The organism is Pseudobacter sp., from assembly GCF_051955275.1.
Taxonomy (GTDB): domain Bacteria; phylum Bacteroidota; class Bacteroidia; order Chitinophagales; family Chitinophagaceae; genus Pseudobacter.
In genome coordinates, this window is the sequence record NZ_JBQCGW010000083.1 from 1 (window position 1) to 24,968 (window position 24,968).

Genomic DNA, 24,968 nt, shown 5'->3' on the forward strand with positions numbered 1-24,968 from the left:
AAACTGCCGATGAATGGTTAGCTTCTTCAGCAGCATTTGAGCGTATTGCCGATGCTGAGAAGAATCAATGGCTGCCTTACTACTACGCCGCATACACCAATTGTTTGTATACGCTTATTAAGAATGATGCAGCCAATAACGACCAGTATGCTGACAAGATCGAAGCATTGCTGGCAAAGGCTGATGCATTATCTCCCAACAATTCCGAGGTAAGTGTGATCAAGGCAATTGTGGCAACTATCCGCATGATCGTGAACCCGATGCAGCGTTACCAGCAATACGGACCTGCCATTGAAAAAGCGTTGAATGAATCAAAAACGCAGGACCCGAATAATCCACGTCCATATTTCATTACCGGCCAGAACCTGCGTTATACACCAGAGCAGTTTGGTGGAGGTTGTGCCACGGCAAAGCCGATCCTGGAAGAAGCCGCTAAAAAATATGAAAGCTTCAAACCCGCATCAGAACTGCATCCCAACTGGGGTAAGAAGCAGGTGGAAGAACTGATTGCAGGTTGTAAATAATCAGATCGAATTAAAAAACAAAGCAGGGTTTTTAATCCGTCTATCTGGCGGAATAAAAACCCTGCTTTGTTTCTCACTGTATATTTGTTCTTGTTTTGAAACCACAGAAATGGAATTCAAGGACCTCGACCCGATCTTACATTCCCAGCTCCGGCTTGCCGTGATCAGCCTGCTCATGCAACAACAGGAAGCGGAATTCACATTCATCCGGGAAAAAACAAATGCCACTGCCGGCAATCTCAGTGTTCAGATCAACAAGCTCCGTGAAGCCGGTTACATCGAGGTACACAAACAGTTCCACAACAACTATCCTCAAACGGTCTGCCGCCTGACTCCCACCGGCGAAGCCGCTTTCCACCAATACGTATCCGCTCTTCAATCCTACCTTCCCATCAAGCAGCCCTGACCTCATCACCCAACATTACCAACCAGCACCAACTAACTAACTAACTAACCAACACAGCAGCAACCGAACTCTTTCGCACCTTCATCTCCATTCTCAAACAAACTGCCACACCTCACTCTCACCATTTATCATCCCCTGCCTGCCTTTCCTTACGCTCTCCCACCTGTTCCCCTCCAGCCGCTCACGGAGTGCCCCGGGTCAAACTTTATATGCGTGTTTTGGGCCTTCAAAACATACGATCCCAACGCCCATCTTCCTACCACAGCCCCGACATTCCCCGCCACAGCCCATAAAAGAACCCAAAAGGTGTGGGTATGTTTTACAGCCCCAAATCACGCATATAAAGTTTGCCCCAAAAAGAAGGCCAGGCTTTGAAAAGCCCGGCCGTTGTTGATCGTACCCTTTAAATAAAAACCAATTGAAGGAGTCTGATCCCGAACGCATGCAGCCTGGTACATTTCTGCTGAACGTTCTTAAAGATCCATCCTGTAGACACAGGATGACTTGTTTGTTGATCGTACCCTTATAAAAACTTGAGTATATTTTTTTGATCGGCGATCTGCTCTGTATCGCTCTTATTTGTTCAGTGTGAAGACTTCAGACTCTGTTGTCTTTCCATCCATATCCACGATTGTAAGCCTGTAGTACATCGCAGGAGCCTTCCTGTTTCTGAGATCAACGGTGATCCTGTAGTTGAGATTCTCAGTAGAGTTACCTACAGCAAATACGAGTCCTGCATCAGCAAAGTCTTTTCCGTTTGTGCTGCGTTCCACAATAAAGTGGCTGGTATTGATTTCTTCTGAAGTAGACCAGTAAAGTGCTACCTGGTCTGCATTCTTTCTGATAGCATGGAATGCGCTTAGCTTCACGGGTGTTCCTCCTGTTGCGTTTGAGGCGATACTGGTCTTGGCAACGGGAGCAACAGGATCTGCTGGCTCTTTTACTAACGTGTTGGAATAACCGAAAAAAGGAATGGTCAGAGCCAACGCTATGAATGCAACTGATGTAAAGATGTTACGATAAACGGCGGTACACATTGTAACCGTAGGGTACGCTTTCATATATTTCTATTGAGGGTAAACATATTGATCGCGGTAGCCCACAGAAAATTGGAATGACTAACAGGTCATTTTCGTAGAAATTGGTAGAAATGGATTACAACTGAGATTGGATGGAGAAAAGAGTACGGCTATTCGAGGGGATTTGGAAGAAGTCGCTTGACTTGATGAAGCAAAGTAAATCACAATATTCCATTTGTGCAAGTAAGTGGGTAAAGATTTTCTTTCTGAAGCGCTAAAACGGCTGTTGAGAATTGATTTCCAACATATAAAAAAATCCTTCCGGAATTAACCGGAAGGATTTTTTTCACTATGAATCTGAGAAGTTGAATCAGCTTATTTGTACTGAGGGATGATGCTGTTAGCCAGATCAACCATCTTTTTGATGCTGTCATCATTCAGGATACCCTTCTTGAATTCAGCGAGTACATCGGGGAGCTTGTTGTCCATTTCCATCAGGAAGTGGTCTTCAAAATCACGTACTTTCTTCACAGCCACTTCGCGCATCAGACCTTGAGTACCGAGGTAGATGATAGCTACTTGCTTTTCCACTTTGAATGGAGTGTACTGAGGCTGCTTCAGGATTTCCACGTTACGTGCACCTTTATCCAGTACCAGTTTGGTAGCGGCATCCAGGTCACCACCGAATTTAGAGAAGGCTTCCATCTCACGATAGAGGGCCTGATCCAGCTTCAGGGTACCGGCAACCTTCTTCATGGATTTGATCTGTGCAGAGCCACCTACGCGGCTTACAGAGATACCTACGTTGATCGCAGGGCGGATACCGGCGTTGAACAGGTTACCTTCCAGGAAGATCTGGCCATCGGTGATGGAGATCACGTTTGTTGGGATATATGCAGATACGTCACCGGCCTGTGTTTCGATGATCGGCAGTGCCGTCAGAGAACCACCACCTTTAACCAGGTGCTTGATAGAATCAGGGCAGTCGTTCATATTCTTTGCAACACTGTCGTCGTTGATCACCTTGGCGGCGCGCTCGAGCAGACGGCTGTGCAGGTAGAATACGTCACCAGGATAAGCCTCACGGCCTGGCGGACGACGGAGCAGCAGGGATACCTCACGGTATGCTACGGCTTGTTTTGAAAGGTCATCATACACGATCAGTGCAGGACGTCCGGTATCACGGAAGAACTCACCAATGGCAGCACCTGCGAAAGGAGCGTAGAACTGGAGAGGAGCGGGGTCAGATGCAGAAGCCGCTACGATGGTAGTGTAGGGCATTGCGCCTGCGTCTTCCAGGGTCTTCATTACACCGGCGATGGTAGAAGCCTTCTGACCGATGGCAACGTAGATACAATATACAGGTTTACCAGCTTCGAAGAATTCCTTCTGGTTGATGATGGTATCGATTGCGATGGCTGTTTTACCGGTCTGACGGTCACCGATGATCAGCTCACGCTGACCACGGCCTACAGGGATCATCGCGTCGATGGCTTTGATACCGGTTTGCAGCGGTTCTTTTACAGGCTCGCGGAAGATAACACCAGGAGCTTTACGCTCGAGGGGCATCTCATATCTTTCACCTTTGATAGGACCTTTTCCGTCGATAGCTTCACCGAGTGTGTTCACCACACGGCCCAGCATACCTTCACCTACATTGATAGAGGCGATTTTTCCGGTACGGCGAACTTTTGAACCTTCTTTGATGTCTCCGCTCTCACCCATCAGTACCACACCCACGTTGTCTTCTTCGAGGTTGAGGGCGATAGCTCTAACGCCATTTTCAAATTCAACGAGCTCACCGGAGCGTACGTTGCTTAATCCGTATACACGGGCGATACCGTCACCCACCTGTAATACAGTACCCACTTCTTCAAGATCAGCGGCGGCGTTGAAATTGCTCAATTGCTGGCGCAATATCGCTGAGATCTCATCGGGTTTAATTTCTACCATATGATAACCTTGTTTATTGTTGTTTATTGAGTGTGGTGAGTATACTCACTACCTGATTTTGTAAATAAAGTCGTTGTTCAGGAACTGGGCCCTGATCTTGTTCAGATCATAAGAGATGCTGGCGTCAACCAGGGTATCTCCGAGCTCGAGTTTGAAACCACCGATGATACTTTCATCCACCTGTGTGGTAAGATCGATCTTGCTGTTGCCGGCCTGCTGCTGTACCTGGCCGATGATCTGATTTTTCAGCTCTTCGCTTACAGGCGTTGCAGTGGTGAGGCGTACGGTTTGAATTCCCTTGTGCTGCTTATACAGATCAATGAATGCAGTGATGATCTCTGGCAGGTTTGCTTCACGGCCTTTGTTCACCAGCAGGCGGTTGAATGCAGCAGTCAGCTCAGTGATCTCGCTGCCTGTAACGGCATCCAGGATAGCAGCCTTTTTGTCGGCCTTTACCACCGGACTTTTCAGCAGGTTCACAAAGTCACGGCTGTTTTTGCAGACCTTCTGCAGGAAGAGCATATCCTTATATACTTCCTCCAGTGCATTTTTTTCGAGCGCCAGGTCTACCAGGCTCTTCGCATATCTTCCAGCTAAACGCGGATTGGGCATAATAAAGATTAAATTAGTTCAGTTTCACTTCGTTGGCCAGTGTCTTGATATAGTTCTCCTGCTCAGCTTTACCAGCCAGTTCACGGCGCAGTACTTTTTCAGCTACTTCGATCACCAGGTTACCTACCTGATTCTTAACATCAGTGAGGGCAGCCATCTTTTGTTGCTGGATCGCAGCCTGAGCTTCAACAATGATCTTGTTGGCTTCAACTTTAGCCTGTTCTTTAGCTTCGTTGATGATCCTGTCTTTTGTATCGCGGGCTTCTTTCAGCAGGGAAGCTCTTTCTTCACGGGCTTTCGCCAGCAGGGCTTCATTCTCGCTCTTCATCTGTGCCATTTCAGCCTTCACTCTCTCGGCAGTAGCCAGAGAATCAGCGATGCCGGTTTCCCTTTCTTTCAGAGAATTCAGGATCGGCTTCCAGGCGAACTTGGAAAGGATGAACAGTACAAGGATGAATGCCAGCGCAGTCCAGATCAATAAGCCATTTTCTGGTACAAGTAAATCAATGCCGGATTTAAGTAATATCATATATAAGCTTTAATAATAGCAACAAGAATTAAAAACAGAATCGAAAAAGATTACTGCATCCTCAGCCCTTTGCGTTGGATGCAGTAATGATGTTTGTTTAAACGAACATAGCCAGGATACCTGCGATTACCGCGAACAGGGCAACACCCTCTACGAACGCAGCAGTCAGGATCATGTTAGCGCGGATGTCGTTAGCAGCTTCCGGTTGGCGGGCAATAGCTTCTACTGCACCTTTACCAATCTGACCGATACCGATACCAGCACCGATTGCAGCCATACCTGCACCGATAGCGCCGCCAGCGTTAGCCCATGCTACTTCGCTCAACATAATGTTTAAAAGATCCATGTTTCTGTTTTTATTAGAATTGATAAAAAGACTACTTCTTTGTTTCTGTTAGATGATCACCGCATCATCAGGCAGATCATGGTGCGCATGATCATCGTGATGATGTGTTTCCTCGATAGCCTGACCAATGAACACCGCTGTCAGGTTAGTGAAGATGAAGGCCTGGATGAATGCTACCAGTACTTCGATCAGGAAAATGAATACAGAGAAACCGATAGAGATGGGTGAGAAGCCCCAACCGATCGCTGTTTTCAGTCCTCCGAAAATGAATATCAGTGAAATCAGACAGATAATGATGATGTGACCAGCCAGCATGTTCGCAAAAAGACGGATGATCAATGCGAAAGGCTTGGTGAAGATGCTGAGGAACTCAACCAGCACCATGATCGGCTTCACAAAGCCAGGTACAGGCGGGTTGAAGATATGACCCCAGAAATGTTTGTTACCACTGAACAGGATCACCAGGAAGGAAATAACACCCAGCACAGCTGTGAAGGCGATATTACCGGTTACGTTGGCAGATCCGGGGATCAGACCAAAGATATTGTTGATCAGGATGAAGAAGAAGATGGTCAGCAACAGGGGCAGATACCTTTCGTATCTCTTATGTCCCAGGTTTGGCTTGGCCACTTCATCCCTTACGAAGGTGATAACAGGCTCAACGGCATTCTGGAGACCGGTAGGCGCTTTCTTAACACCAACACCGTTCTTGTATTTTTTAGCGATGCTGAGCATGATCACCACCAGCAGGGTAAGTGCCACCAGCATCTGAACTACGTTACGTGTGAGGGAGATATCGTATACTTTAACGCTCTCGTCGATCTGACCGGCTTCGTTCACAGGAACCACTTTACCGTCTACCAGACGGTATCCGTTGTAATCCGCATGACCGTGCTCGAATTTGGAGCTCATGAAAGATGTAAGACCACGCTCTGGAGAATAGAGAATTACAGGCAGCGGAAGTGAAATAGGATGCAGGTGACCGTCCTCGCCTGTAACGTCCATGAAATGGTATTCATGACCGTCCAGTACGTGATCGAAAATCACTTTATTGGCATCGAATCCTTTCTTTTTCTCAGCAGGGGCGTGGCCTTCTGTAGCATGATCATCATGCTGTGCCATACTTACATTGGAAAAGAGAAGAATAAATAGGCTGAAACTCGCTACTGCAAAGGATTTGAGACTGCTAACCTTCATACCTGTCGTTAAATTTGCCGCAAAGATACGTCCCGGTTGCCTGAAAAAGAACGAGTGTTGAAAGTATTTTAGGGAAAGACGTCGAAAAAAAGGGGGCTGTTGGGAAAAACCGTTGCAAGCAGGCAGAAAAATGACGTGAAATGGTAATTTAAGCGGGGAAATTCACATTATACAAATTTATAATACAATAAAGATCAACCGTTTTGCTCCCTGATCTTTTTGATCAGTTCCAGTTCGTGGACGTCAAGCTGGTCTTTGGCCCTGTTAACCACTTTCTTATTTTCAATGAGGTGATTTATATGAAGGAATGGCACCTTTGCCCCTTCCAAATTTGCATAAGATGCTTGAGCTAAACACTCATCAAAAGTAAACTGCTCAAGTCCTTTCATTGAAGTCATAATATCCAACTCAATCCCTGGTCCCACATAAAAACTTGTCCATCCCGGTATAAACTGCATCGTTTCCAAAGATATCAGGTCGCCTTGCCCCAATTCTTTAAACGCGGCCCTTAGGTTTCTTCGGTTTTCAACTGTATCCATCAACCAGATATCCAAGTCATCGGTATTCCTGTCAAATCCGTGAAAACGGGTTGCAAATCCACCAACCATAATGTATTTAACTTCATGCTTGTTTAAGACTTTCCAGAAATTGATTAGCAATTCATCCAAAACATCCATGAAACTACTATTTATGGTGAGTGATCACAGCCCTTTTCAACGTTGCATTTCGGATTAACATTCGCGTAAAAGCTTGCAGTTTCTCCATATCAGACATGTAAATATGCTTCTTCAACCGCTCCAGCTCAACAGCTTCACGGCTTGCATATTCAGCATCAGGTTCATTAATAGCTGCCTGCTGCTTTTCATCGTCCTTCGGATAATTCTCCATACCCGCAATTTACTAATTTCTTTGGGAAATATAAAGTAGTTAAAAGTACCTACCCGATTTGCTTCTCAAACTGCATCTGGTGTAACTTGTAATAGAATCCCTGCAGCTTCATCAGCTCCTCATGATTACCCGCTTCCTTCACCTCTCCCTTATCCAGCACAATGATCTGTGTGGCTTTCCGGATAGTGCTCAATCTATGGGCGATCACAATGGAAGTTCTTCCTGCGATCAGCTTGTCGATCGCTTCCTGGATCAGCATTTCGCTTTCCGTATCCACCGAGGAAGTGGCTTCGTCCAGGATCAGTATACTTGGGTTGTATAATAACGCTCTGATAAAAGACAATAACTGGCGCTGCCCCAGGCTCAACGTGCTTCCGCGCTCCATCACATTGTAGTCGTATCCTCCCGGCAGCCGCATGATAAAATCATGCATGCCGATGAGCTTCGCCGCTTCGATCACCCGCTCCCGCGGGATCTCGGGATTACGCAGCGTGATATTATCCAGCACAGAACCAGAGAACAGGAACACATCCTGCAATACCACGCCCACATTCTTTCTCAGCGCATCCAGCTGGAACTCTTCGATATTCACATCATCCACGCGGATGCTGCCTTTCTGAATATGATACAACCGGTTGATCAGACTGATGATGGTGGTTTTGCCGCTGCCTGTATGCCCAACAATCGCAATGGTTTCACCGGCTTCAGCTTTAAAGTTCACATCTTTCAATACATAGCGGTCATCCACATACGCAAATGAAACTTTATCGAATTCGATCTTACCCTTCACCTGCGCCGGTGCAAAACTTCCGTCCTTCTTCACATAATCCTCATTATCCAACACCTTGAACACCCGCTCGCTGGCCACCATACCCATCTGCAATACGTTGAACTTATCCGCAATCACGCGGAGCGGGCGGAAGAGCAGGTTAAGACAGAGATAGAAGGAGATCATTTTACCGATCAGGTCTTCTGCCGCCTTTCCTTCCAGCTGCATGGCATGGGTGGCTGCCCACCAAACAAGCAGGCTGGTGCCTACAGCCAGTACAATTTCCACCACGGGAAAGAATACAGAGTAAGCGAAGATGGCCTTGATATTGGCATTCCGGTGTTCCCGGTTGATCTTTTTGAATTTATTGAACTCGCGATCTTCGGCAGCAAAGGCCTGTACCACGGGCATTCCCGTGATATGCTCCTGCACAAAGGCATTGAGCGCCGCCACAGCATTACGCACGCGGATGAAACTCTTGTTCACACTTTCCTTGAACACATAAGTAGCGGCAATAAGAATCGGGAATGGCGCCAGGCTCACCAGGGTAAGCCTCCAGTCGCTCACGAACATGAAAATGAGAATGGCAATAATAGACAACAGATCCGCAATGATAGGGATCAGCCCATCTGCAAAAATATCATTGATGGCTTCAATATCATTGATGGTGCGGGTTGTGAGGGTGCCGATCGGCGTTTTATCGAACTGCGACAAATTCAGCCCCAGGATCTTTTTGTACACCTTCACACGCAGGTCTTTCACCACCGTCTGCCCCAGCCAGGCAGTAAGGAAGGAGAACCAGAAACGGAAGGCTGATTCTATCAGAAGCAGTCCGATCTGGATCACAGTTACCCAGATCACGATATCGATGAACCTGATCTTATCAAGAAGTGCAGCGGCAGAGCCGTCCTTCACATAATCGTTGATGGTTAGCTGAATGAGATAGGGCCTCACAGGAGATAGCACGGCTAATAATATCGCCAGGGCCAACGAAGTGTAGAATCGTCTCTTATAAGGGGCAGCGAACTGGAACACCCTTCTGAGCAAACCAAAGTTGAATATTTTTTTTCCCTTCCCTTCTGACATACAAGGGGGCAAAGATAGTAAGTGTAATGAAGATAATTACTCCTCTCCCATCGCTTTACGATAAGCCTTGATAAAAATGGCACCAAGGTTCTTATACGGGGGGATATAGTCGTCGAACTTTTCCTTGGCGGCTGCATCATTTTTGAAGCGGCCACTCAGATCGCGCCACATATTGATCCAGTCTATGTTCCGGCCGGCCAGCAGGTTGGTATTGATGGCCTGCAGAATGGGCTCATTCACTACTTTGGTACCTACCTGTTTGGAGGAAATGATATGCGCATCCTGACAAATAGTTAACACTTCGTTTAAGTTATTATAACCTCCGCATGATCCCAGTACCACAATTTTAGCGGTAGGCGCCAGCTTCTTCAGCGTGGACGCAAGGTGATAACTATGTCCGCGGTGGATCACCACGGATGGTTTGAGACTGCGTTCTTCAAGATAAGCAATGAGTTTGTTCTGGGCCTTATCATCAGGATCATCATCGCCCAGCAACGGTCTGTTGGCGAAGATCCATACCGGCTTACCTTTGGTGGAAGTGATGGTCACCCATTCAGGATTCTTATCATTGATCCTCCATTCGGCTTTGCCGCGGAACATATTCATGAAGTTGATAAAGCTGTTCTGTCCATCCTGGTCTTCATCTCCATAGAAGAATACCTGCTGTACCACACGGCCGCTGTCATCCAGCAATCCTTTGTAATCCTGATCGTAGATCGATGGGATCCCCAGCATGGCTGAGAGGTCTGTCTTGGTAGTGGTATCTGCCGACTGGAACAGTATTTTGAGCAGGTTGTAGATCACGATGCCGCGTTTATTGTCTTCCCGGACATTCTTCTCGTAACTCCAACGCACCTGGTTCAGAATGAAATTGGCCATTTCCCTATCCTTATCCATGATACTGCTATAGGAATCTGCCACGTCCACGGCATCTTCCAGCTCATCACCCGGCTTGGGTTTTTCCAGGCCTATCACAAACGACTGCATCAGGGTGGCTGCATTTTCCTTACCCATGGTGCCTAGGAAATGGTTGAGCGTATTGTAACCGGCAGACATCTTGATGAACTTGCGGAAGTAATCTCCGTGCACGCTGAGCAGAAGACTGTCACCGCGTGGGTTGGCCATCCGCTCAAAGATCCGGGGATACACGCCGCTCACATAGCTGGAAGTATAGAGCTCATCTTCGCTCAGCACAGAAATATAGTAAAGCTCCTGGGGAGTGAGCCCGTCCAGTCTTCTGTATCTTACCCTGCCGTCATTCACATCGTGGAGGGCATTGATCTCACGTACAAAATATTGCTTGGCCTTGCTGGTCATCATGGCCGTGAGGGCCTTCATTTCATGGGCGGTATCGCGGAGCGGCGGAAGCAGCCGGGCTGCATAGTCGATCCGGGTTTTCACCATCAGTCGGAAATATTTGAAATCGTCTTCTTTAACACTGTCGATCTGCTCCAGGGTGATCCTTCCTTTGATGAGGTTATCAAGAAAGGGGAAGTAAAGCTGACCGCTTTTGCTGTTGGCCATGCGGGCCACCAGGTTCACGAACGAGTCCGGATGATTGCGGATCTTATCTCCCAGTTTATTGCGGGCGGCTGCATAATCGTACAACCTGCGGGTATCGCGCTGGGCTACTACTTTAATGAGGCTGTCTGCAAAATATACATTGGGGTTGTCACGAAGTGTTGGCAGGATCTCATTGGGATGGAGCGCTACAAACTTCCGGATCAGGGTAACCCTGGAACCGTTCATACCCGGGTTCTCTTTCAGATAAGGCTCGAAGCAGTCCACGAGGATCTTTCCCACGCCATAATCCACTTCATCCACTACCGGTTTGATGCTTTCCTGTTTCATATCCAGTCGAAGGCATTCATCGAAAGCCTTCACCAGGGTGGGACCGAGATTAGGGCCGAAGTCCTTGCGGTTCAGTCTGTCAGTATATCCTTTCACCATGTATTCAATGGTGCGGAGGTATTTGATCTTGTCGTTTCCGTTGAGGGTGGAGTCCAGTTCAATGCCCTGCTGGATCTCGTCGAGCTGCCGGATCATGGCATCCTGGATCTGCAATTTGGTGGTGGTATCAACGCCATTAGCGGCATGGATGAACTGCTTTTCAAGTTTTTGCTGTGCTTTATCGATATTGTCGTGCCAGATGGCGCGCTCCCGGGCAATCTTAAAACTGGAAGCTACCTGCCCCTGGCTGTAACCAGCCATGCAGAACAGGATCAGTATGCTGAAGATAGGTATTGATAGTTTCATACGGTTAGACACTCCGTTGATACCCTGCAAAAATACGACCAATTGGCCGTATGGCCCGGAAAATCAATTATTCCCGTACCGGATCAGTTAACAATTTCATAATCGTTTAACTACTTGTGGCTTGCAGTGGTAAATTAACTTTGCGTAAATTAATTGTTAACATGGACTCTAAAGGAAAGAAGATCTTAATCGCTGATGATGAACCTGATATCCTTGAGATCATTCAATACAATCTGAGTCGCGAAGGGTATGACGTGATCACCGCCAAAGATGGTGATGACGCCCTGACCAAGGCTAAAGCAAGCCAACCCCAGCTGATTGTACTGGACATCATGATGCCGAAGAAGAATGGAGTGGAAGTATGCGAGATCCTGCGTGCCCAGCCCGCTTTCAAAGACACCCTGATCATTTTTCTCACTGCCCTGAATGATGAAAGCTCTCATATCAAAGGCCTGGAAACCGGCGCCGATGATTATGTAAGCAAACCTATCAGCCCCAAAGTACTGGTAAGCCGCGTTAACGCCCTCTTCAGAAGGGTTAACAAAGAACCGGAAGACAAGGTGATCCGCATCGATAACCTGGAGATCGACCCGGTGAAATTTGAAGTGAAAGTGGATGGCAACTCCATCGTACTGGCTAAAAAAGAATTTGAATTACTGTATCTCCTGGCCTCCCGCCCCGGCAGGGTATTTCTCCGGAACGAGATCCTCAACCATGTATGGGGTAATGATGTGATTGTGGGAGACCGCACCATCGATGTCCATATCCGGAAGGTTCGCCAGAAACTGGGGGTGGACTGCATCACTACAGTAAAAGGTGTAGGTTATAAGTTTGATCTGTAATATTGTGGTATGTTTTCCACGAAAAACCTGTCTCCCCGGCAATTAGCCGCATTCACTGCCGGCATCCTATCGGTACCTGTAGCTATCGGCATAGCATGGCTCACCATGAACTGGAAGATCGGACTGATCTCCCTCGGAGTGGTATTTGCCGGCAGCTACTCACTGATCATCCTGACACTTGAAAAATTCATTTACCGGAAGATCAAACTGATCTATAAACTCATCTACCAGACCAAGGCCACTAAAAAGGAAGAAGTGTATTTCAAATACATCCTTCCCCAGAAAAGTATCGATGAGGTAAGGGAAGACGTGGAAGCCTGGGGCGAACGCCGCAACCGTGAGATCGAATCGCTCCGCAAGAACGAAGCATTCCGCAAGGAATTCCTCCAGAACCTCTCCCACGAATTCAAGACTCCCATCTTTGCCATCCAGAGTTTTGTGGAAACCCTGCTCGACGGGGCCGCCGAAGATGAAAAGATCCGGACAAAATTCCTGCAGAATACTTCCAAGAACGTAGACCGCCTGGTTAACCTGGTGAACGACCTGGATGAGATCTCCCGCCTGGAAAGCGGCGAACAGCGCCTTTACAAGCAGAACTTCGTTATACAGGACCTGATCCGCGAAACCTACGAAGCCCTCTCCATCAAAACACAGGCAAAAATGATCAAGGCCTCCATCAAAAAAGGATGCGAAGCGCCGATCACTGTTTTTGCCGATAAGGAAAAGATCAAACAGGTACTCACCAACCTGGTGGAAAATGCATGCAAGTACGGAAAGAATGGAGGTACCATCGTGGCCAGTATTTACAAGACTGACGACTCACATGTGCTGATCGAGATCGGAGACGATGGCATCGGCATCGAAGGAGAACATCTTGACCGCATCTTTGAGCGGTTTTACAGAACAGATACCGCCCGCAGCAGAGACAAGGGCGGTACCGGCCTGGGATTGGCCATCTGTAAACATATTATAGAAGCACATGGACAAAGTATCCATGTGCGTAGTACTCCTGACGTGGGAACCACTATCGGTTTTACCCTCGAATCAAAAAGAGAAGTGTGATCAGTGTGTGCCCGGTAACTCGCCGGAGGCGACGGAATAAAAGTCACTCGCGGGGACGCGAGCGACTGCCAGCCCCTGATATCATTTAGGCTTTCTCCTGGAGCGCATCGCTTCCAGCGTAGTGCGTTGCTTCTTTACCTCAACATCCTGAGAAGCCCTGTCTGTACGGTTTGTATTCATTTTCTGCTCCAGGGCCCTGATCTTTTCAACATAAGAAACGGAATCTTCCACCAGTGACTGGAACTTCTTTTCAGCCTTGATCACAAGCGCTTCCTGCTCCTTTATCTGTACTTCCAGGTGATGCGCTTCCATTTTGGGCACCATGCCATTCAGGAAGGATTTTGCTTCTTCGATCTTATGATAATCGGTGGCGGAACGCAGTCCGATATTTTCACTGGGCTTGCCGATCAGCAGATATACATTGGTGATATCTTTTTCCTTGCGGCTCTTACGCTCTACTTTAAAATGCAGATCATTCAGGTCGGTATCATTATCATGCAGCCTTACATTGCGATAAATAACAAAGCCTTTCGACTTATCACCTTTTACGCCTCTGGCGGCCATGGCATCGCTGAGCATATCACTCACTTCATCTTCCGGATAAGGAAGCTCGATCACGGCTGCTGCTTTGTTTCCATTGGAATGTTCTACTTTTCCTTCATTGGCTGTCTGTGCAAAACTCTGTGCAGTAAAAAGGAAGGATGCAGCCATCAGGCTGAACAAGGGAGTTCTTCTGTTCATATTAATCTACTTGGTTTAGCAGGTTAAAAATACAATATCGCGTGACAATATTAATTTAATGTGTCGTATGTTACCCAAGAATATAACAGTGTAACCCTTAATTTTACTGCGAAATTCTAAATAATCTCTCTTGAGCATTAAGAAATTAGCCGGTCAAACCCTCTGGTATGGCGTTCCCAGAATATTCAGCAGGTTCCTCAGCTTTGGCATCAGCCTGCTGGGATTTCAGCTGTTTGACCCCAATGGTTCTTATGCTTTCACACAGATCTATGCCGTAATTCCCTTCCTTAACATCTTATTTACATACGGCCTGGAAACGAGTTATTTCAGATTCGCGCAGGATCATGACCGTCAGAAACTCTTCAATACCCTCAACGTATCCGTTATAATAAGTACCATCCTGTTCACGGCGCTGCTCTATCTGTTCGAGAAACCGATCACCGGATTTATCGGCATGGACAGGCACCCCGAATTTGTGACCTGGATGATCTGGATCGTTTTCTTTGATACGCTGTACACTATACCCATGGCACGATTGAGACAGGAAGAGCGCCCCAGGAAATATGCGTTCATCAATATGTTCGCCGTGGTCCTTAACGTGGCGATCGTGCTGTTCTTCTTCTACGTGGCCAAACCTGCGCGCGAAGCGGATCCGTATACTTTCCTGGGACAGCTGTACAGGCCTGAGATCGGCATCGGCTATTTTATCATCGCCAATGTGGTGTCAAGCGCCGTATGTCTGTTACTGTTATACAAGGAGTTCACTGCCTTCAGATTTGAGTTTGATAAGAAACTCTGGAAAGACGTGATGAAGTACAGTTACCCGCTCATCATTGTGGGACTGGGGGGTATGATCAACGAAATGCTGAGCCGCCTGGTATACCAGAAAGTATCCACAGCATCCGTTACACAACGGGAATTTGAGCTTGGTGTTTTTGGAGCGAATTACAAGCTGGCTGTACTGATCACCATTTTCATCCAGATCTTCCGGATGGCGGCAGAGCCTTTCTTCTTCAACCAGAGCCGGCATGAAGGCGCGCAGCGTATGTACGCCCGGGTAATGAAATTCTTTGTGATCGCCTGCTGCTTCATGTTCCTCATCATCTCTCTGTTCCTGGAAACCTGGAAAGGACTGATCGCCTCCAAACACCCCGAATATGCACAGGGTATTCATATCGTTCCTATCCTGAGCATGGGCAGCATCTTCCTGGGTATTTATTATAATCTATCGGTCTGGTACAAATTGACCAACCGGAATATGACCGGCGCCTATATCACCATTGCCGGGGCTGTGATCACCATCGTGCTCAATATCTGGTGGATCCCGGAATACAAATACACGGGGGCGGCCTGGGCTACCTTCACCTGTTATGCCTTTATGATGATCATCAGCTATGTGCTCGGGCAGAAACATTACAAGATCCCTTACCCCAAAAAGAAGCTGATCGCCTACCTGGTGATTGTAACGTTGATGTATATCCTTCATGAGGCCATTGCCAGGAGCCTGGATCACAACGCTTCTTATTACAAAATAATCTACTATGGAACCAGCCTGCTCTTCTTCGGGCTGTTCACCCTGCTGATCATGAAAGTGGAAAGGAAAGAATTGCGGCGGATGCCCTACATCGGAAAATTTTTCGGCAAAGCATCAGCCTGATAGCTGTTTTTACCGTACAAAAGGATTATGCCCCTTTTCATACCCAATGGTGGTTTCCGGACCATGGCCGTTGTAAACGATGGTCTGATCAGGCAATATGTACAACCGGGTTCTGATGCTCTCAGCCAGTTGGTTGAAATTCCCGCCGGGCAGGTCGGTACGGCCGATACTGTCGCGGAACAGCACATCCCCGCTTAGTACAAAGTGCTGGGCAGCGCAGTAGAATGAGATATGGCCCGGAGAATGGCCGGGTGTAAAGAGCACCGTTAACTCATCCATACCCAACCGTATGGTATCATATTCGCGTAAAAAGATGAAGTCTCCGGTGTAAGGCTCAAACGACAAATCAAAGCGGTCAGCCGAGATGGGTGCGTAATCGAAGACCTGCCTCTCCATCTCGTGCAGGTGCGGTTTCAGCCCCCAGGTGGTATACACAAACTGATCTCCGAACACATGATCGAAATGACCATGGGTATTTAACAAATATTTAGCCCGGAGACCATTCTGATCAATGAATTCTTTCAATTGATTGCGTTCATTCTCATAATAGCAACCGGGATCTACGATCAGACATTCCGATTGCTCGTTATATACAACATACGTATTTTCCTGAAGCGGATTGAATGGGAGCTTTTTTACTGTAAGCATGGTCCACGCGGTTTTGCGCAAATTGTATTTTTTTTCGGTAATACGGATTGTTTTAACTTTAAAAGATTAATGAGAGGCTATGGAATTTCAACAGATTAAGCCAATGAGAAAAGTATTTTTCGTATTCCTTGCAACATTGCTGATTTATGGTGATCTGACCGCACAGGTCAATACTGTTGAGTATGGAAAGAACCGCGTTCAATTCAGGAAATTCAAATGGCAGTATTATCAGTCTACCAACTTCAATACATACTTCTACGAGAACGGTAAATCCATTGCCAACTTTGTAGCACAGGTAGCCGAAGAAGAACTTCCAGCCATGGAGCAATTTGTTGAATATGGCCTTCAACGCCGCGCCAATATTGCCGTCTACAATACATTCGATGAACTGCAGCAGTCAAATATCGGACTGAACCTCGACTGGCAGACCACCGGCGGACTCACCAAACTGGTGAACAACAAGATGATCGTGTATTTCGATGGCAATCATGAAAACCTCCGCAAACAGATCCGCCAGGGCATCGCACGCACTCTGGTTGACAACCTCCTCTTTGGTGACGACCTCGGGGAATTTGCCGCCAACCAGGCCCTGCTCGACCTTCCCAAATGGCTGGTAGACGGGTATGTGGAATATGCAGGAGAGAACTGGAGCACCAACCTGGACAATGAGCTCAAGCTGGCCCTGCTCTCCGGAGACTACAAGAATTTTTACCAGTTCGCATTCGAAAAGCCCATGCTGGCCGGACATGCCTTCTGGAACTATATAGCGGAAACCTACAAGAAAGAGAATGTTACCTACTTCCTCTACCTGGCCCGCGTTTACCGCAACCTCAATACCGCCTCCTCCAGGATTGCCAAGAAGAAATTCAAGGATGTACTGAAAGACTTCATGGACAAGACCACCGAAAAATATTATGCTGATCTCAAAGGTCGCCGGGATGCCCCCAAAGGCGCCGCCACCGTAGTGGAAGAAGTGAAGCATAACCGTGATTACTTCCGCTTTACCGCCAACCCCGCCCCGCGCAGCATGACCTATGCCGTGGTGGAATACGTGAAAGGCCAGCACCAGGTGGTACTCTGGACCAATATGGTTGACCGCAAAGTGCTCCTGAAAAGCGGCGTTAAAAGCAATGAGAACGAAGTGAACCCTAACTACCCCCTCCTCGCCTGGAACGGTAAAGGCACCAAACTCGGCTGCGTTTACTGGCGCGAAGGGAAAGTGCACCTCTTCGTGTACGATATGGTGGTCAGGTTCAAAAGAATAAAACAGGAAGTAACCCCGTTTGAACAGATCCTTGACATGAAGTACGGCCTGGACGACAATACCCTCCTGCTCAGCGCTGTGAGGAACGGCCAGACCGATATCTACATTTACAAAATTGACAGCGACAGCTATGAGCAGGTGACCAATGACGTGTATTCCGATCTTGATCCTTCATTTGTTGCCTTCCCCAGCAAAACCGGTATCATTTTCTCTTCCAACAGACCAGGCGGCAGCATTGACCTGAAACACGATGACACAACGGTTCCTGTCAACCGCTACAATATCTTCCTTGCAGACAACTGGAACAAAAGCGAATTCAGGCAGATCAGCCAGCTCACCAATATGCAGTATGGCGATGCCCGCTTTCCCATGCAATACAATACTTCCCACTTCACCTTCGTGAGTGACCAGACCGGTATCGCCAACCGCTTTGCCGGTTTCTTCCATACACAGCGCGCAGGCGTGGACACCGTTTTCATTGTGGGCGATGAGATCCTCCGTAACCCGAATCCGTATGATCTGGATTCAACCCTCAAAGCATGGGGCAAGAACGAACCGGACAGCATGTTCTCCTTCTCCATGACAAAGGACTCCTCCTACGTTTTCCCGATCACCAACTACGCCAGCAACCTGCTGGAGACCAAGATCGCGGGAGACAAAGGCATGATCAGCGAAACCAGGCAGCAGGGTAACCTGAAATTCCTTTACAGGCTCCGTATCGACGAAACAGCGCTGAAACGGAGGAACGTTAACCCCAAACCAACGGAATACCGTAAACGAATCCTGCAGGGAGATATCACCAAATCCTCAGCAGGCCAGGCTATACAACTGAAAACACCCGGCGTGCGCGATACCACCGGCAAGAACGACGCCTTTGAAACCGGCTTCGAGAAAGAGCCACCAGTGAATCCGCCTGCTACCGAGGAAAAGACCAGGATCATCAGCGCCCAGGACAGTGCCGTGGCAGCCGAACGCATCGCCAGCATCTTTGAAACGCCCGGCGAAGAAGTGACCGGCAAAGAGCCCATCCTGCGCAAGGCCAAGCTCTTCGATTACAAACTCAAATTCTCCGTAGACAATTTCTCAGGAGGTTTCAATAACGATGTACTGATCAGCCGTTACCAGATCTATACCGGCTCATTGCCCGTATCCCTGCAGAACGGCAGCTCCTTCAACGGAATGATCAAAGCTTCCATCTTTGACCTGTTTGAAGATATCCGCTTCACCGGTGCATTCCGCTTACCCCTGATCGGTGGCCTCGGCTCCGGCGGTGGTGCATCCATCGGTACAGGCGGCGCAGGCCTCTTTATTCCCGTAAACCAGAGCCTCTTCGATGGCGGCAGCGAATGGTTCGCCCGTATCGATTACCTGAAACACAGGCTGGATTACTCTTTACTGTACTATCGCAAAACCGAACTGGGTGTGGTACCCTTCGTAAATGGAAACTTCCTCAATGCGGAAGCCAAAACCTTCACCAACCTCTACCAGGCGGTGATCAAATATCCGTTCGACAGGGTGCGCAGCCTCCGCCTCTCTGCAGGTATCCGTACTGACAAAGTGCTGTTGCGCAGCAACTGGCAGGACCTGACCACACTGGACTCTCCTGAAGTGAGCAGCCAGACATATGCTGTATCTAGGCTGGAATGGGTGCACGACAATACCATTCAAAAAGCGATGAACATCCTGAATGGCTTGCGTTATAAGATCTATGCAGATGTAAATGCACAGGTGAACAAGCCTGATCAGAAAGCCACCAATACGGAGAAGACCGGCAGGATCATGACCAATATCGGTTTCGACGCCAGGTATTATTTCCCCATCTACAGGAACTTTATCTGGGCCGTTCGTGGTGCAGGTGATATGAGCTTCGGAGATAAGAAGGTGATTTATTATCTAGGTGGCTCTGACGGATGGTTATTCCCTAAATATTATGGCGTACCTACTCCTCAGGATCCAACTTATGCTTATCAATCGCTGGCAGTGAACCTCCGTGGTTTCAAACAGAATATCGCCAACGGTAACAATGCCCTTGTGATCAACAGTGAGCTCCGCTTCCCGGTATTTGCCACTTTGATCAACAGGCCCATCAACAATGCCTTCGTACGTAACTTCCAGGTGATCCAGTTCTTTGACCTGGGTACTGCGTGGAATGGTGAATACAATAAACTTTCAAGACCAAGCATCACCTATGCTTCTGATATCAATCAACCGAACCCGGTTTATGTGAAGAGTAAGGCCGGTGGTATCGGACCCTTTGCCGGCACTTACGGATTCGGTGTCCGCAGCATGCTGCTGGGATATTTCCTTCGCCTGGATGCAGGATGGGAAATGGGCCGCGTGTTTGCAGGCAAGCCCATGTTACACTTTGCACTGGGCGTAGACTTCTAAGACCTACTCGCCCTTCCAGCGCCAGTCACCAGCAATCTGCAAAGCTTCTTTGAGCTTGCTGTCGATCATGAACTGCCTGGTAGCGGCATCATCCATACGTTTCGCAGGCAGCTCCGCTGCATTTGCAATCGCATACAACATCATTGTGCTGAATCTCACCTGATCAACCATCCACTGGCGGTTGATCAGGCTGATATCATCACAATCCGCATGATAACAGCGATACACATCCTGTGGCATATTGGTCACTGAAGTGGCTGTAGGGATACCCTGCAGCATGAATGGCTGGTGATCACTGTGCAGCCAGGCAGTACCGGCACTGGTCTTATTGGAGAAAACGGTATCTACCGCCCGGATCGCATCTCCTGTTGATTTGAAAAATGCTTCAGCTTCCGTTCTTCCGCCGGCCGTAAATCCAATGGCCGCAGCCGACATATCGAAATTGAACACATATTTTACCTGGTCCAGTGTTTTGTTCTTCAGCGCCTGCTTCACATAAGCACGTGAGCCAAGCAGTCCCTGTTCTTCTCCCATAAACAGTACAAACTCGATGGTGCGCTCAGTCTGCAGGTTCAGCTTTTTGAAAGTACGCGCCATATCAACAATCGCAAATGAACCGAGTCCGTTATCTGTAGCACCTGTTGCCAGATCCCAGCTATCCAGGTGACCACATACAATGATCTTTTCATCGGGATATTTTGTCCCAGGAAGCGTGGCCACCACATTGCGCGCCTTGATAGGGCCACTATGATTGTCCATACTGATCTTTGCATGATATTTCTTTTCTTTCAGCAAATCCCGCAGCCTTAATCCATCCTCATTGGTGATACAAACCGCCGGAACAGGATTGAGCTTACCGGTTACCGAAGCAGTGCCCGTAAGCAGCACACCATTCTTTACACCATTGAACAACATGATCCCTTTTGCGCCATATTTGATAGCCAGTGCTGTTTTCTCTGAGCGATGCAGGTTCTGCGCTCCGGGTTTACTGCCTGCACTCAGCCAGAGCGACGCCAGTACGATCTTGCCTTTCGCCTTACCGGGATCGGCGAGATAATCCTCTTCCAGGCCACTGCCCATATCCACTATTTCAGCAGTTTCGTTTACACGTACAGGTGAATGCGCCAGGGTAACTGCCTTCAATTCTTCCAGCCTGTTGCCGGCGGGGTCCAACAGATCGAGATGAACATGCCCCCTGCTCCAGCTCTCCACTTCAAAAGGCTGAAACTTTACATTGTCATAACCGTAGGATTTCAGCAGATCGAATACGAACTGTTCCGCCTTCTTACCATTGGCTGAACCGGTTAAACGGTGTCCGATGGCAGTGGTGGATTCCTTCAGGGTTTCAAAAGCTTTTGAATTGGACAATACCTCTGCATTGATAGCATTGAAAACAGGTTGTGAACCATCCTGTGCCATCATGCCTGTTATGCTCCCTGTGAGCAAAGTGAACAGCAATACGTGTTTTTTCATGAGTCAACATTAATTGAATAAATGATTCAATGCGATGTTGAAAGATAAGCCAAATATTGTTTCACGTAATTGTCTGCATAGTTCCAGCTGAGCCATGAATACATAGCCTGTTTTTGTACAAATTGTTTCTCTTTGTTTTTCAGTTGCTGCACATAGAGCTCATCACTTCCGGGAGCATAAAAAGTATATTGCTTCAGTTTTTCAGCATCCCGCAAACTGTACTGCTTCAAGGCATCCAGGTTTTTCTCCATCAGCGGAATGGTTTTATCGGAAAGCGAAAGCAGGAAAGGAACATCCAGTGTTACTTTGTCTCTGCGGCTCAGGTTGTATCCTGCAATCAGCTCATCCCAGTGGACCGCTGAAGCCAGCACCAGCACTATGATGGAGGCCACTGCATTCACCCGCAGCAAATAATAAATGGATTTCCTTTTGTTCACTTTCACCACTACCGAAATAAGGCCTGTCAAAACCATCAGCAGGAAAAACAGCACGCCGATCCTTTTATAAGCAAGCCCATAACTTTGAATATAGTACAGGTCGCGCATGAAAACAGATGCCACCAGGAATGTGTTCTGGATGATCCAGGCATAGGCTCCCACCTTCAGCCATTTGTTCCTTTTGTAAAAATTAAGGTTGCCTTTGAAGAAGAACAACACTACCAGCATGGCCATAATAATTGAGAAGATGAGCACCCATGTCCCTTCGTGTACCATCTCATGAACAGGCATATCCTTCACCGGTGCATAGTTCAACCATATGGCATCCAGGTCAATGATATTCACTATCAGTAAGAGCACATTGAGCAAACCAAGACTGATCAGTCCGATAGTATTCTCATTCTTCAAGGCCATCATACCTGTAACCATTTTTCCCATCAGGGTCTGCGCGAGGTTGTACATAGGGTTATGGCTTCTGACAGCCCAGCTTATGCGCTTTCTTTCCACTTCATCCACCTGAGTTTCTTCTTTCTTTGAGAAATAAACAGAAGCTGTTTTCATCAGCAGCGCGGTACAGATGAGCAGGCCTGGAACCATCATCATCAATCGCCGGCCCCACTGAAAATGCTCAAAGAAAGCACCGATATTATTCAGCATCTTTTCTGTAAACTGGCTCAACGCATTATTGCCCAGGGAGTAGATCACATAAAAGAATATGAGAAGTGCAATGGGCAGGATGGCGAATCTGATGACCCTGCTCCATTTACCGCGTGGCTTTTTCTCTCCGCGGTTCACATGCCGGGCCAGGAAAACATAGGGGCTCAAAACGATATTGGTAATTCCTGAAGCACCGGCAAACCAGGGGCTTCTGTGCAGGTAAAGGCCATAAGAGACCGTTAGTACCAGCGTAACAACACAGGCGATGGCGCTCAGTGTTGTATTGTGCAGCACCAGCATGGCCAGGCTGGTGAGATGGCCAAGTGCAAACCATCTCACCGCAGCATTCTGCCTGGCTTCGGCATATAGTAAGAATAGTGCTGCCAGAATAAAGAGATCGAACAATACAAGGTTCACAGCCATTTTCTCTCCGAGAAACAAAAGGCTGAACAGGATACCGCCGGTATAGATCCAGCGCAGGGGAAAGGAATTATTTTGCATAAAAAGAAGATTGAAAATTACTGCCGGACCGGATTGGCCGGCAGTGTTCTTTTGTGGTTCAGGGTACTCACATGCCCTTAAGGATACTGTTGAATGGTTGTTGGTTCAGCACTTTGGTTACAGCCTGCTTCAGTTCTGATTCAGAAGAGGCCGTGATATTGATCAGTGAATAAGGAAGATGCCCTTTGAATGCGTCCCATCTCCATACGAACTGGTTGACGGTCCTGCTGCTGCCGTTATCATACCACCAGGCAGTATGAAGCTGTTGCTTACCATCGGTGAGCAGGGCCGTGTACAATGTGGTTCCTGCCACCTGCTGCTGCTCTATCTGGCGGAATGAAAAGCCACTGCCACGCCAGCAGATCATGGGGTGATGATCTCCGCTGTAGAAACCCGGGATCTGCTTGATGTAAACCAATGTGGAAGAATCCTGCAGTTTAACAATGGAAGCATCTATGCGCGTGGACTGGAAACCAGCTACGGCTGGTACGGGCGACTGATCATTATGAAGGGCTGCTTTTTCTTTTTTGATCAGCGTGGCCGCAACGGATACTGATACCAGCAACAGGGCTTGCACTGCTAACATGCCCCATCCGGTAAGCCGCGCTGAAACCTGCACCGGCGGCATCTTTGACAGGTCTGTGCCAAATCTTTTGATCAGCCAGCCAGACAGCCACATCGCCGGCAACATTACATACAGGAAAAGGCAGGCGATCCCGATCCAGCCATGTGCCGGATGATCAGGCAGGATATTGAACAGCACCAGGCAGACCATCCGTACTGAATTGGAAAAAATATTGAGCGCCACCATACAGATCATTACGGGAATGATCCATCTGGCTGAGATAATTTTTTTATAACGCTGTTGATTAACCGCCATCATCATTACGCCGGTGATCAGGGAAGTCACCAGCATATTCAATCCCATACAGGCCGGATCAACGGCAAACTCATTGTTCTGGTAAAGGATCATATTTCCGCGCACGGTAACCTCCATACCCATCAGTTCCATGCCCTGTCCCACCATTTGCGTCAGATGCAGACGGATGGGAAAACTGAATACGTCTGCGGCATATTGCACCAGCGGAGACATCAACACTGCCAGGATCAATGGCAACAGGTTGATGCGACCAATCCCTGCTTCCGTTACAAAGAGAAGGGCAAACACGATGGAGAAATAGAGCAGGGTATTGGCAGGCACATAGCACGATAATACCGCGGCGCCCATCGCCAGGATACCGTACCTGTAGTTAAGTCCGTTCTTTCCGGTGATGCGTGTCACCAATGGAAGGGCCAGCAGGCCAAGGACCACATTGGCCGATTGCCACCCGATATAATCATGAAGGGAGAAGAACATCACACCTGCATAACCGGCAAAGGCCACCCACACCCAGATAGGTAATTGCGCAGCAGCGGCCAGCATCCGCTGCGGATAACTCAGCTCCATTTTCTTTTCCATACAGCCTGGTATTTAAGGGTGATCAGGATCAGTATTGCCAGGATGATAAGCGCCCATTCATGCGGTTCAGGCACGGCACCTTTGCTGGCTATGGCAGCGTTATGCAGACTGTTTTCAGATGCCTTGATATCGAAGCGGTCATAGTCAGCTTTTGATTCCAGTACAACAAGGCTGGATACCGGAGTTACCACATGTGCTTCCGCAGCCTGCGCCACCAGTGAATCCGCGGGCGATTCTCCGTTCAGCAATCCGGA

Annotated in this window: 22 protein-coding genes; 6 read left to right on the forward strand and 16 right to left on the reverse strand. The window is 48.0% G+C overall.

What is annotated here, in order from left to right:
* A partial coding sequence (locus tag ACTHMC_RS07195) for a hypothetical protein (protein WP_440412132.1) occupies positions 1 to 524 on the forward strand: 524 nt, incomplete at its 5' end.
* A gap of 109 nt (positions 525 to 633) precedes the next feature.
* A complete protein-coding gene (locus ACTHMC_RS07200) occupies positions 634 to 930 on the forward strand; it encodes a winged helix-turn-helix domain-containing protein (protein WP_440412134.1) in 297 nt (98 codons plus the stop codon).
* 575 nt (positions 931 to 1,505) lie between these two features.
* Here the strand turns inward: ACTHMC_RS07200 and ACTHMC_RS07205 are convergent.
* From ACTHMC_RS07205 to ACTHMC_RS07250, 10 genes are all read right to left on the reverse strand, one after another.
* Positions 1,506 to 1,991, reverse strand: coding sequence for a hypothetical protein (locus ACTHMC_RS07205; RefSeq protein WP_440412135.1), 486 nt, complete (start codon positions 1,989 to 1,991; stop codon positions 1,506 to 1,508).
* Between the two features lie 333 nt (positions 1,992 to 2,324).
* Positions 2,325 to 3,902, reverse strand: coding sequence for a F0F1 ATP synthase subunit alpha (atpA, locus tag ACTHMC_RS07210; RefSeq protein WP_440412137.1), 1,578 nt, complete (start codon positions 3,900 to 3,902; stop codon positions 2,325 to 2,327).
* 48 nt (positions 3,903 to 3,950) lie between these two features.
* The gene (gene atpH / locus ACTHMC_RS07215) at positions 3,951 to 4,514 is read right to left on the reverse strand and encodes an ATP synthase F1 subunit delta (protein WP_440412139.1); all 564 of its coding nucleotides are present in this window, start codon (positions 4,512 to 4,514) and stop codon (positions 3,951 to 3,953) included.
* Positions 4,515 to 4,527: 13 nt separating this feature from the next.
* Positions 4,528 to 5,043, reverse strand: a complete 516-nt coding sequence (atpF, locus tag ACTHMC_RS07220; protein ID WP_440412141.1) for a F0F1 ATP synthase subunit B — start codon at positions 5,041 to 5,043, stop codon at positions 4,528 to 4,530.
* 97 nt (positions 5,044 to 5,140) lie between these two features.
* The gene (atpE, locus tag ACTHMC_RS07225) at positions 5,141 to 5,371 is read right to left on the reverse strand and encodes an ATP synthase F0 subunit C (protein WP_240965869.1); all 231 of its coding nucleotides are present in this window, start codon (positions 5,369 to 5,371) and stop codon (positions 5,141 to 5,143) included.
* Between the two features lie 66 nt (positions 5,372 to 5,437).
* Positions 5,438 to 6,586, reverse strand: coding sequence for a F0F1 ATP synthase subunit A (gene atpB / locus ACTHMC_RS07230; RefSeq protein WP_440412143.1), 1,149 nt, complete (start codon positions 6,584 to 6,586; stop codon positions 5,438 to 5,440).
* Between the two features lie 194 nt (positions 6,587 to 6,780).
* Entirely contained in the window at positions 6,781 to 7,263 is a 483-nt protein-coding gene (locus tag ACTHMC_RS07235) for a hypothetical protein (protein ID WP_440412145.1), read from the reverse strand.
* 7 nt (positions 7,264 to 7,270) lie between these two features.
* Positions 7,271 to 7,474 carry a hypothetical protein gene (locus tag ACTHMC_RS07240; protein ID WP_440412147.1) on the reverse strand — a complete coding sequence of 68 codons (204 nt, stop codon included), beginning with the start codon at positions 7,472 to 7,474 and terminating at the stop codon, positions 7,271 to 7,273.
* Positions 7,475 to 7,523: 49 nt separating this feature from the next.
* Positions 7,524 to 9,329, reverse strand: coding sequence for an ABC transporter ATP-binding protein (locus tag ACTHMC_RS07245; RefSeq protein ID WP_440412149.1), 1,806 nt, complete (start codon positions 9,327 to 9,329; stop codon positions 7,524 to 7,526).
* Between the two features lie 36 nt (positions 9,330 to 9,365).
* Positions 9,366 to 11,585 carry a hypothetical protein gene (locus tag ACTHMC_RS07250; protein ID WP_440412151.1) on the reverse strand — a complete coding sequence of 740 codons (2,220 nt, stop codon included), beginning with the start codon at positions 11,583 to 11,585 and terminating at the stop codon, positions 9,366 to 9,368.
* A gap of 161 nt (positions 11,586 to 11,746) precedes the next feature.
* Here ACTHMC_RS07250 and ACTHMC_RS07255 point away from each other — a divergent pair, with 161 nt between their 5' ends.
* Both ACTHMC_RS07255 and ACTHMC_RS07260 read left to right on the forward strand, forming a co-directional pair.
* Positions 11,747 to 12,427 carry a response regulator gene (locus ACTHMC_RS07255; RefSeq protein WP_440412152.1) on the forward strand — a complete coding sequence of 227 codons (681 nt, stop codon included), beginning with the start codon at positions 11,747 to 11,749 and terminating at the stop codon, positions 12,425 to 12,427.
* A 9-nt stretch (positions 12,428 to 12,436) separates the two neighbouring features.
* A complete protein-coding gene (locus tag ACTHMC_RS07260) occupies positions 12,437 to 13,489 on the forward strand; it encodes a sensor histidine kinase (RefSeq protein ID WP_440412153.1) in 1,053 nt (350 codons plus the stop codon).
* Positions 13,490 to 13,570: 81 nt separating this feature from the next.
* On the opposite strand, the gene ACTHMC_RS07265 is transcribed toward ACTHMC_RS07260, so the two are convergent.
* A complete protein-coding gene (locus ACTHMC_RS07265; RefSeq protein ID WP_440412155.1) occupies positions 13,571 to 14,230 on the reverse strand; it encodes a hypothetical protein in 660 nt (219 codons plus the stop codon).
* Positions 14,231 to 14,360: 130 nt separating this feature from the next.
* Here ACTHMC_RS07265 and ACTHMC_RS07270 point away from each other — a divergent pair, with 130 nt between their 5' ends.
* Positions 14,361 to 15,887: a lipopolysaccharide biosynthesis protein gene (locus tag ACTHMC_RS07270; protein ID WP_440412156.1), complete on the forward strand. Its 1,527-nt coding sequence runs from the start codon at positions 14,361 to 14,363 to the stop codon at positions 15,885 to 15,887.
* A gap of 9 nt (positions 15,888 to 15,896) precedes the next feature.
* On the opposite strand, the gene ACTHMC_RS07275 is transcribed toward ACTHMC_RS07270, so the two are convergent.
* A complete protein-coding gene (locus ACTHMC_RS07275) occupies positions 15,897 to 16,535 on the reverse strand; it encodes an MBL fold metallo-hydrolase (protein WP_440412157.1) in 639 nt (212 codons plus the stop codon).
* Positions 16,536 to 16,638: 103 nt separating this feature from the next.
* Between ACTHMC_RS07275 and ACTHMC_RS07280 the strand changes: the two genes are divergently transcribed.
* Entirely contained in the window at positions 16,639 to 20,187 is a 3,549-nt protein-coding gene (locus ACTHMC_RS07280) for a hypothetical protein (RefSeq protein WP_440412159.1), read from the forward strand.
* A 3-nt stretch (positions 20,188 to 20,190) separates the two neighbouring features.
* Here the strand turns inward: ACTHMC_RS07280 and ACTHMC_RS07285 are convergent, their stop codons facing one another.
* From ACTHMC_RS07285 to ACTHMC_RS07300, 4 genes are all read right to left on the reverse strand, one after another.
* A complete protein-coding gene (locus tag ACTHMC_RS07285) occupies positions 20,191 to 21,660 on the reverse strand; it encodes a M20/M25/M40 family metallo-hydrolase (protein ID WP_440412160.1) in 1,470 nt (489 codons plus the stop codon).
* Positions 21,661 to 21,686: 26 nt separating this feature from the next.
* A complete protein-coding gene (locus tag ACTHMC_RS07290; protein WP_440412161.1) occupies positions 21,687 to 23,255 on the reverse strand; it encodes a DUF4153 domain-containing protein in 1,569 nt (522 codons plus the stop codon).
* 67 nt (positions 23,256 to 23,322) lie between these two features.
* Complete coding sequence (gene xrtN / locus ACTHMC_RS07295; protein WP_440412162.1) at positions 23,323 to 24,714, reverse strand: exosortase N; 1,392 nt, start codon at positions 24,712 to 24,714, stop codon at positions 23,323 to 23,325.
* The coding region (locus tag ACTHMC_RS07300; RefSeq protein ID WP_440412164.1) for a hypothetical protein at positions 24,693 to 24,968 on the reverse strand (276 nt) is incomplete at its 5' end. The genes xrtN and ACTHMC_RS07300, both read right to left, overlap by 22 nt.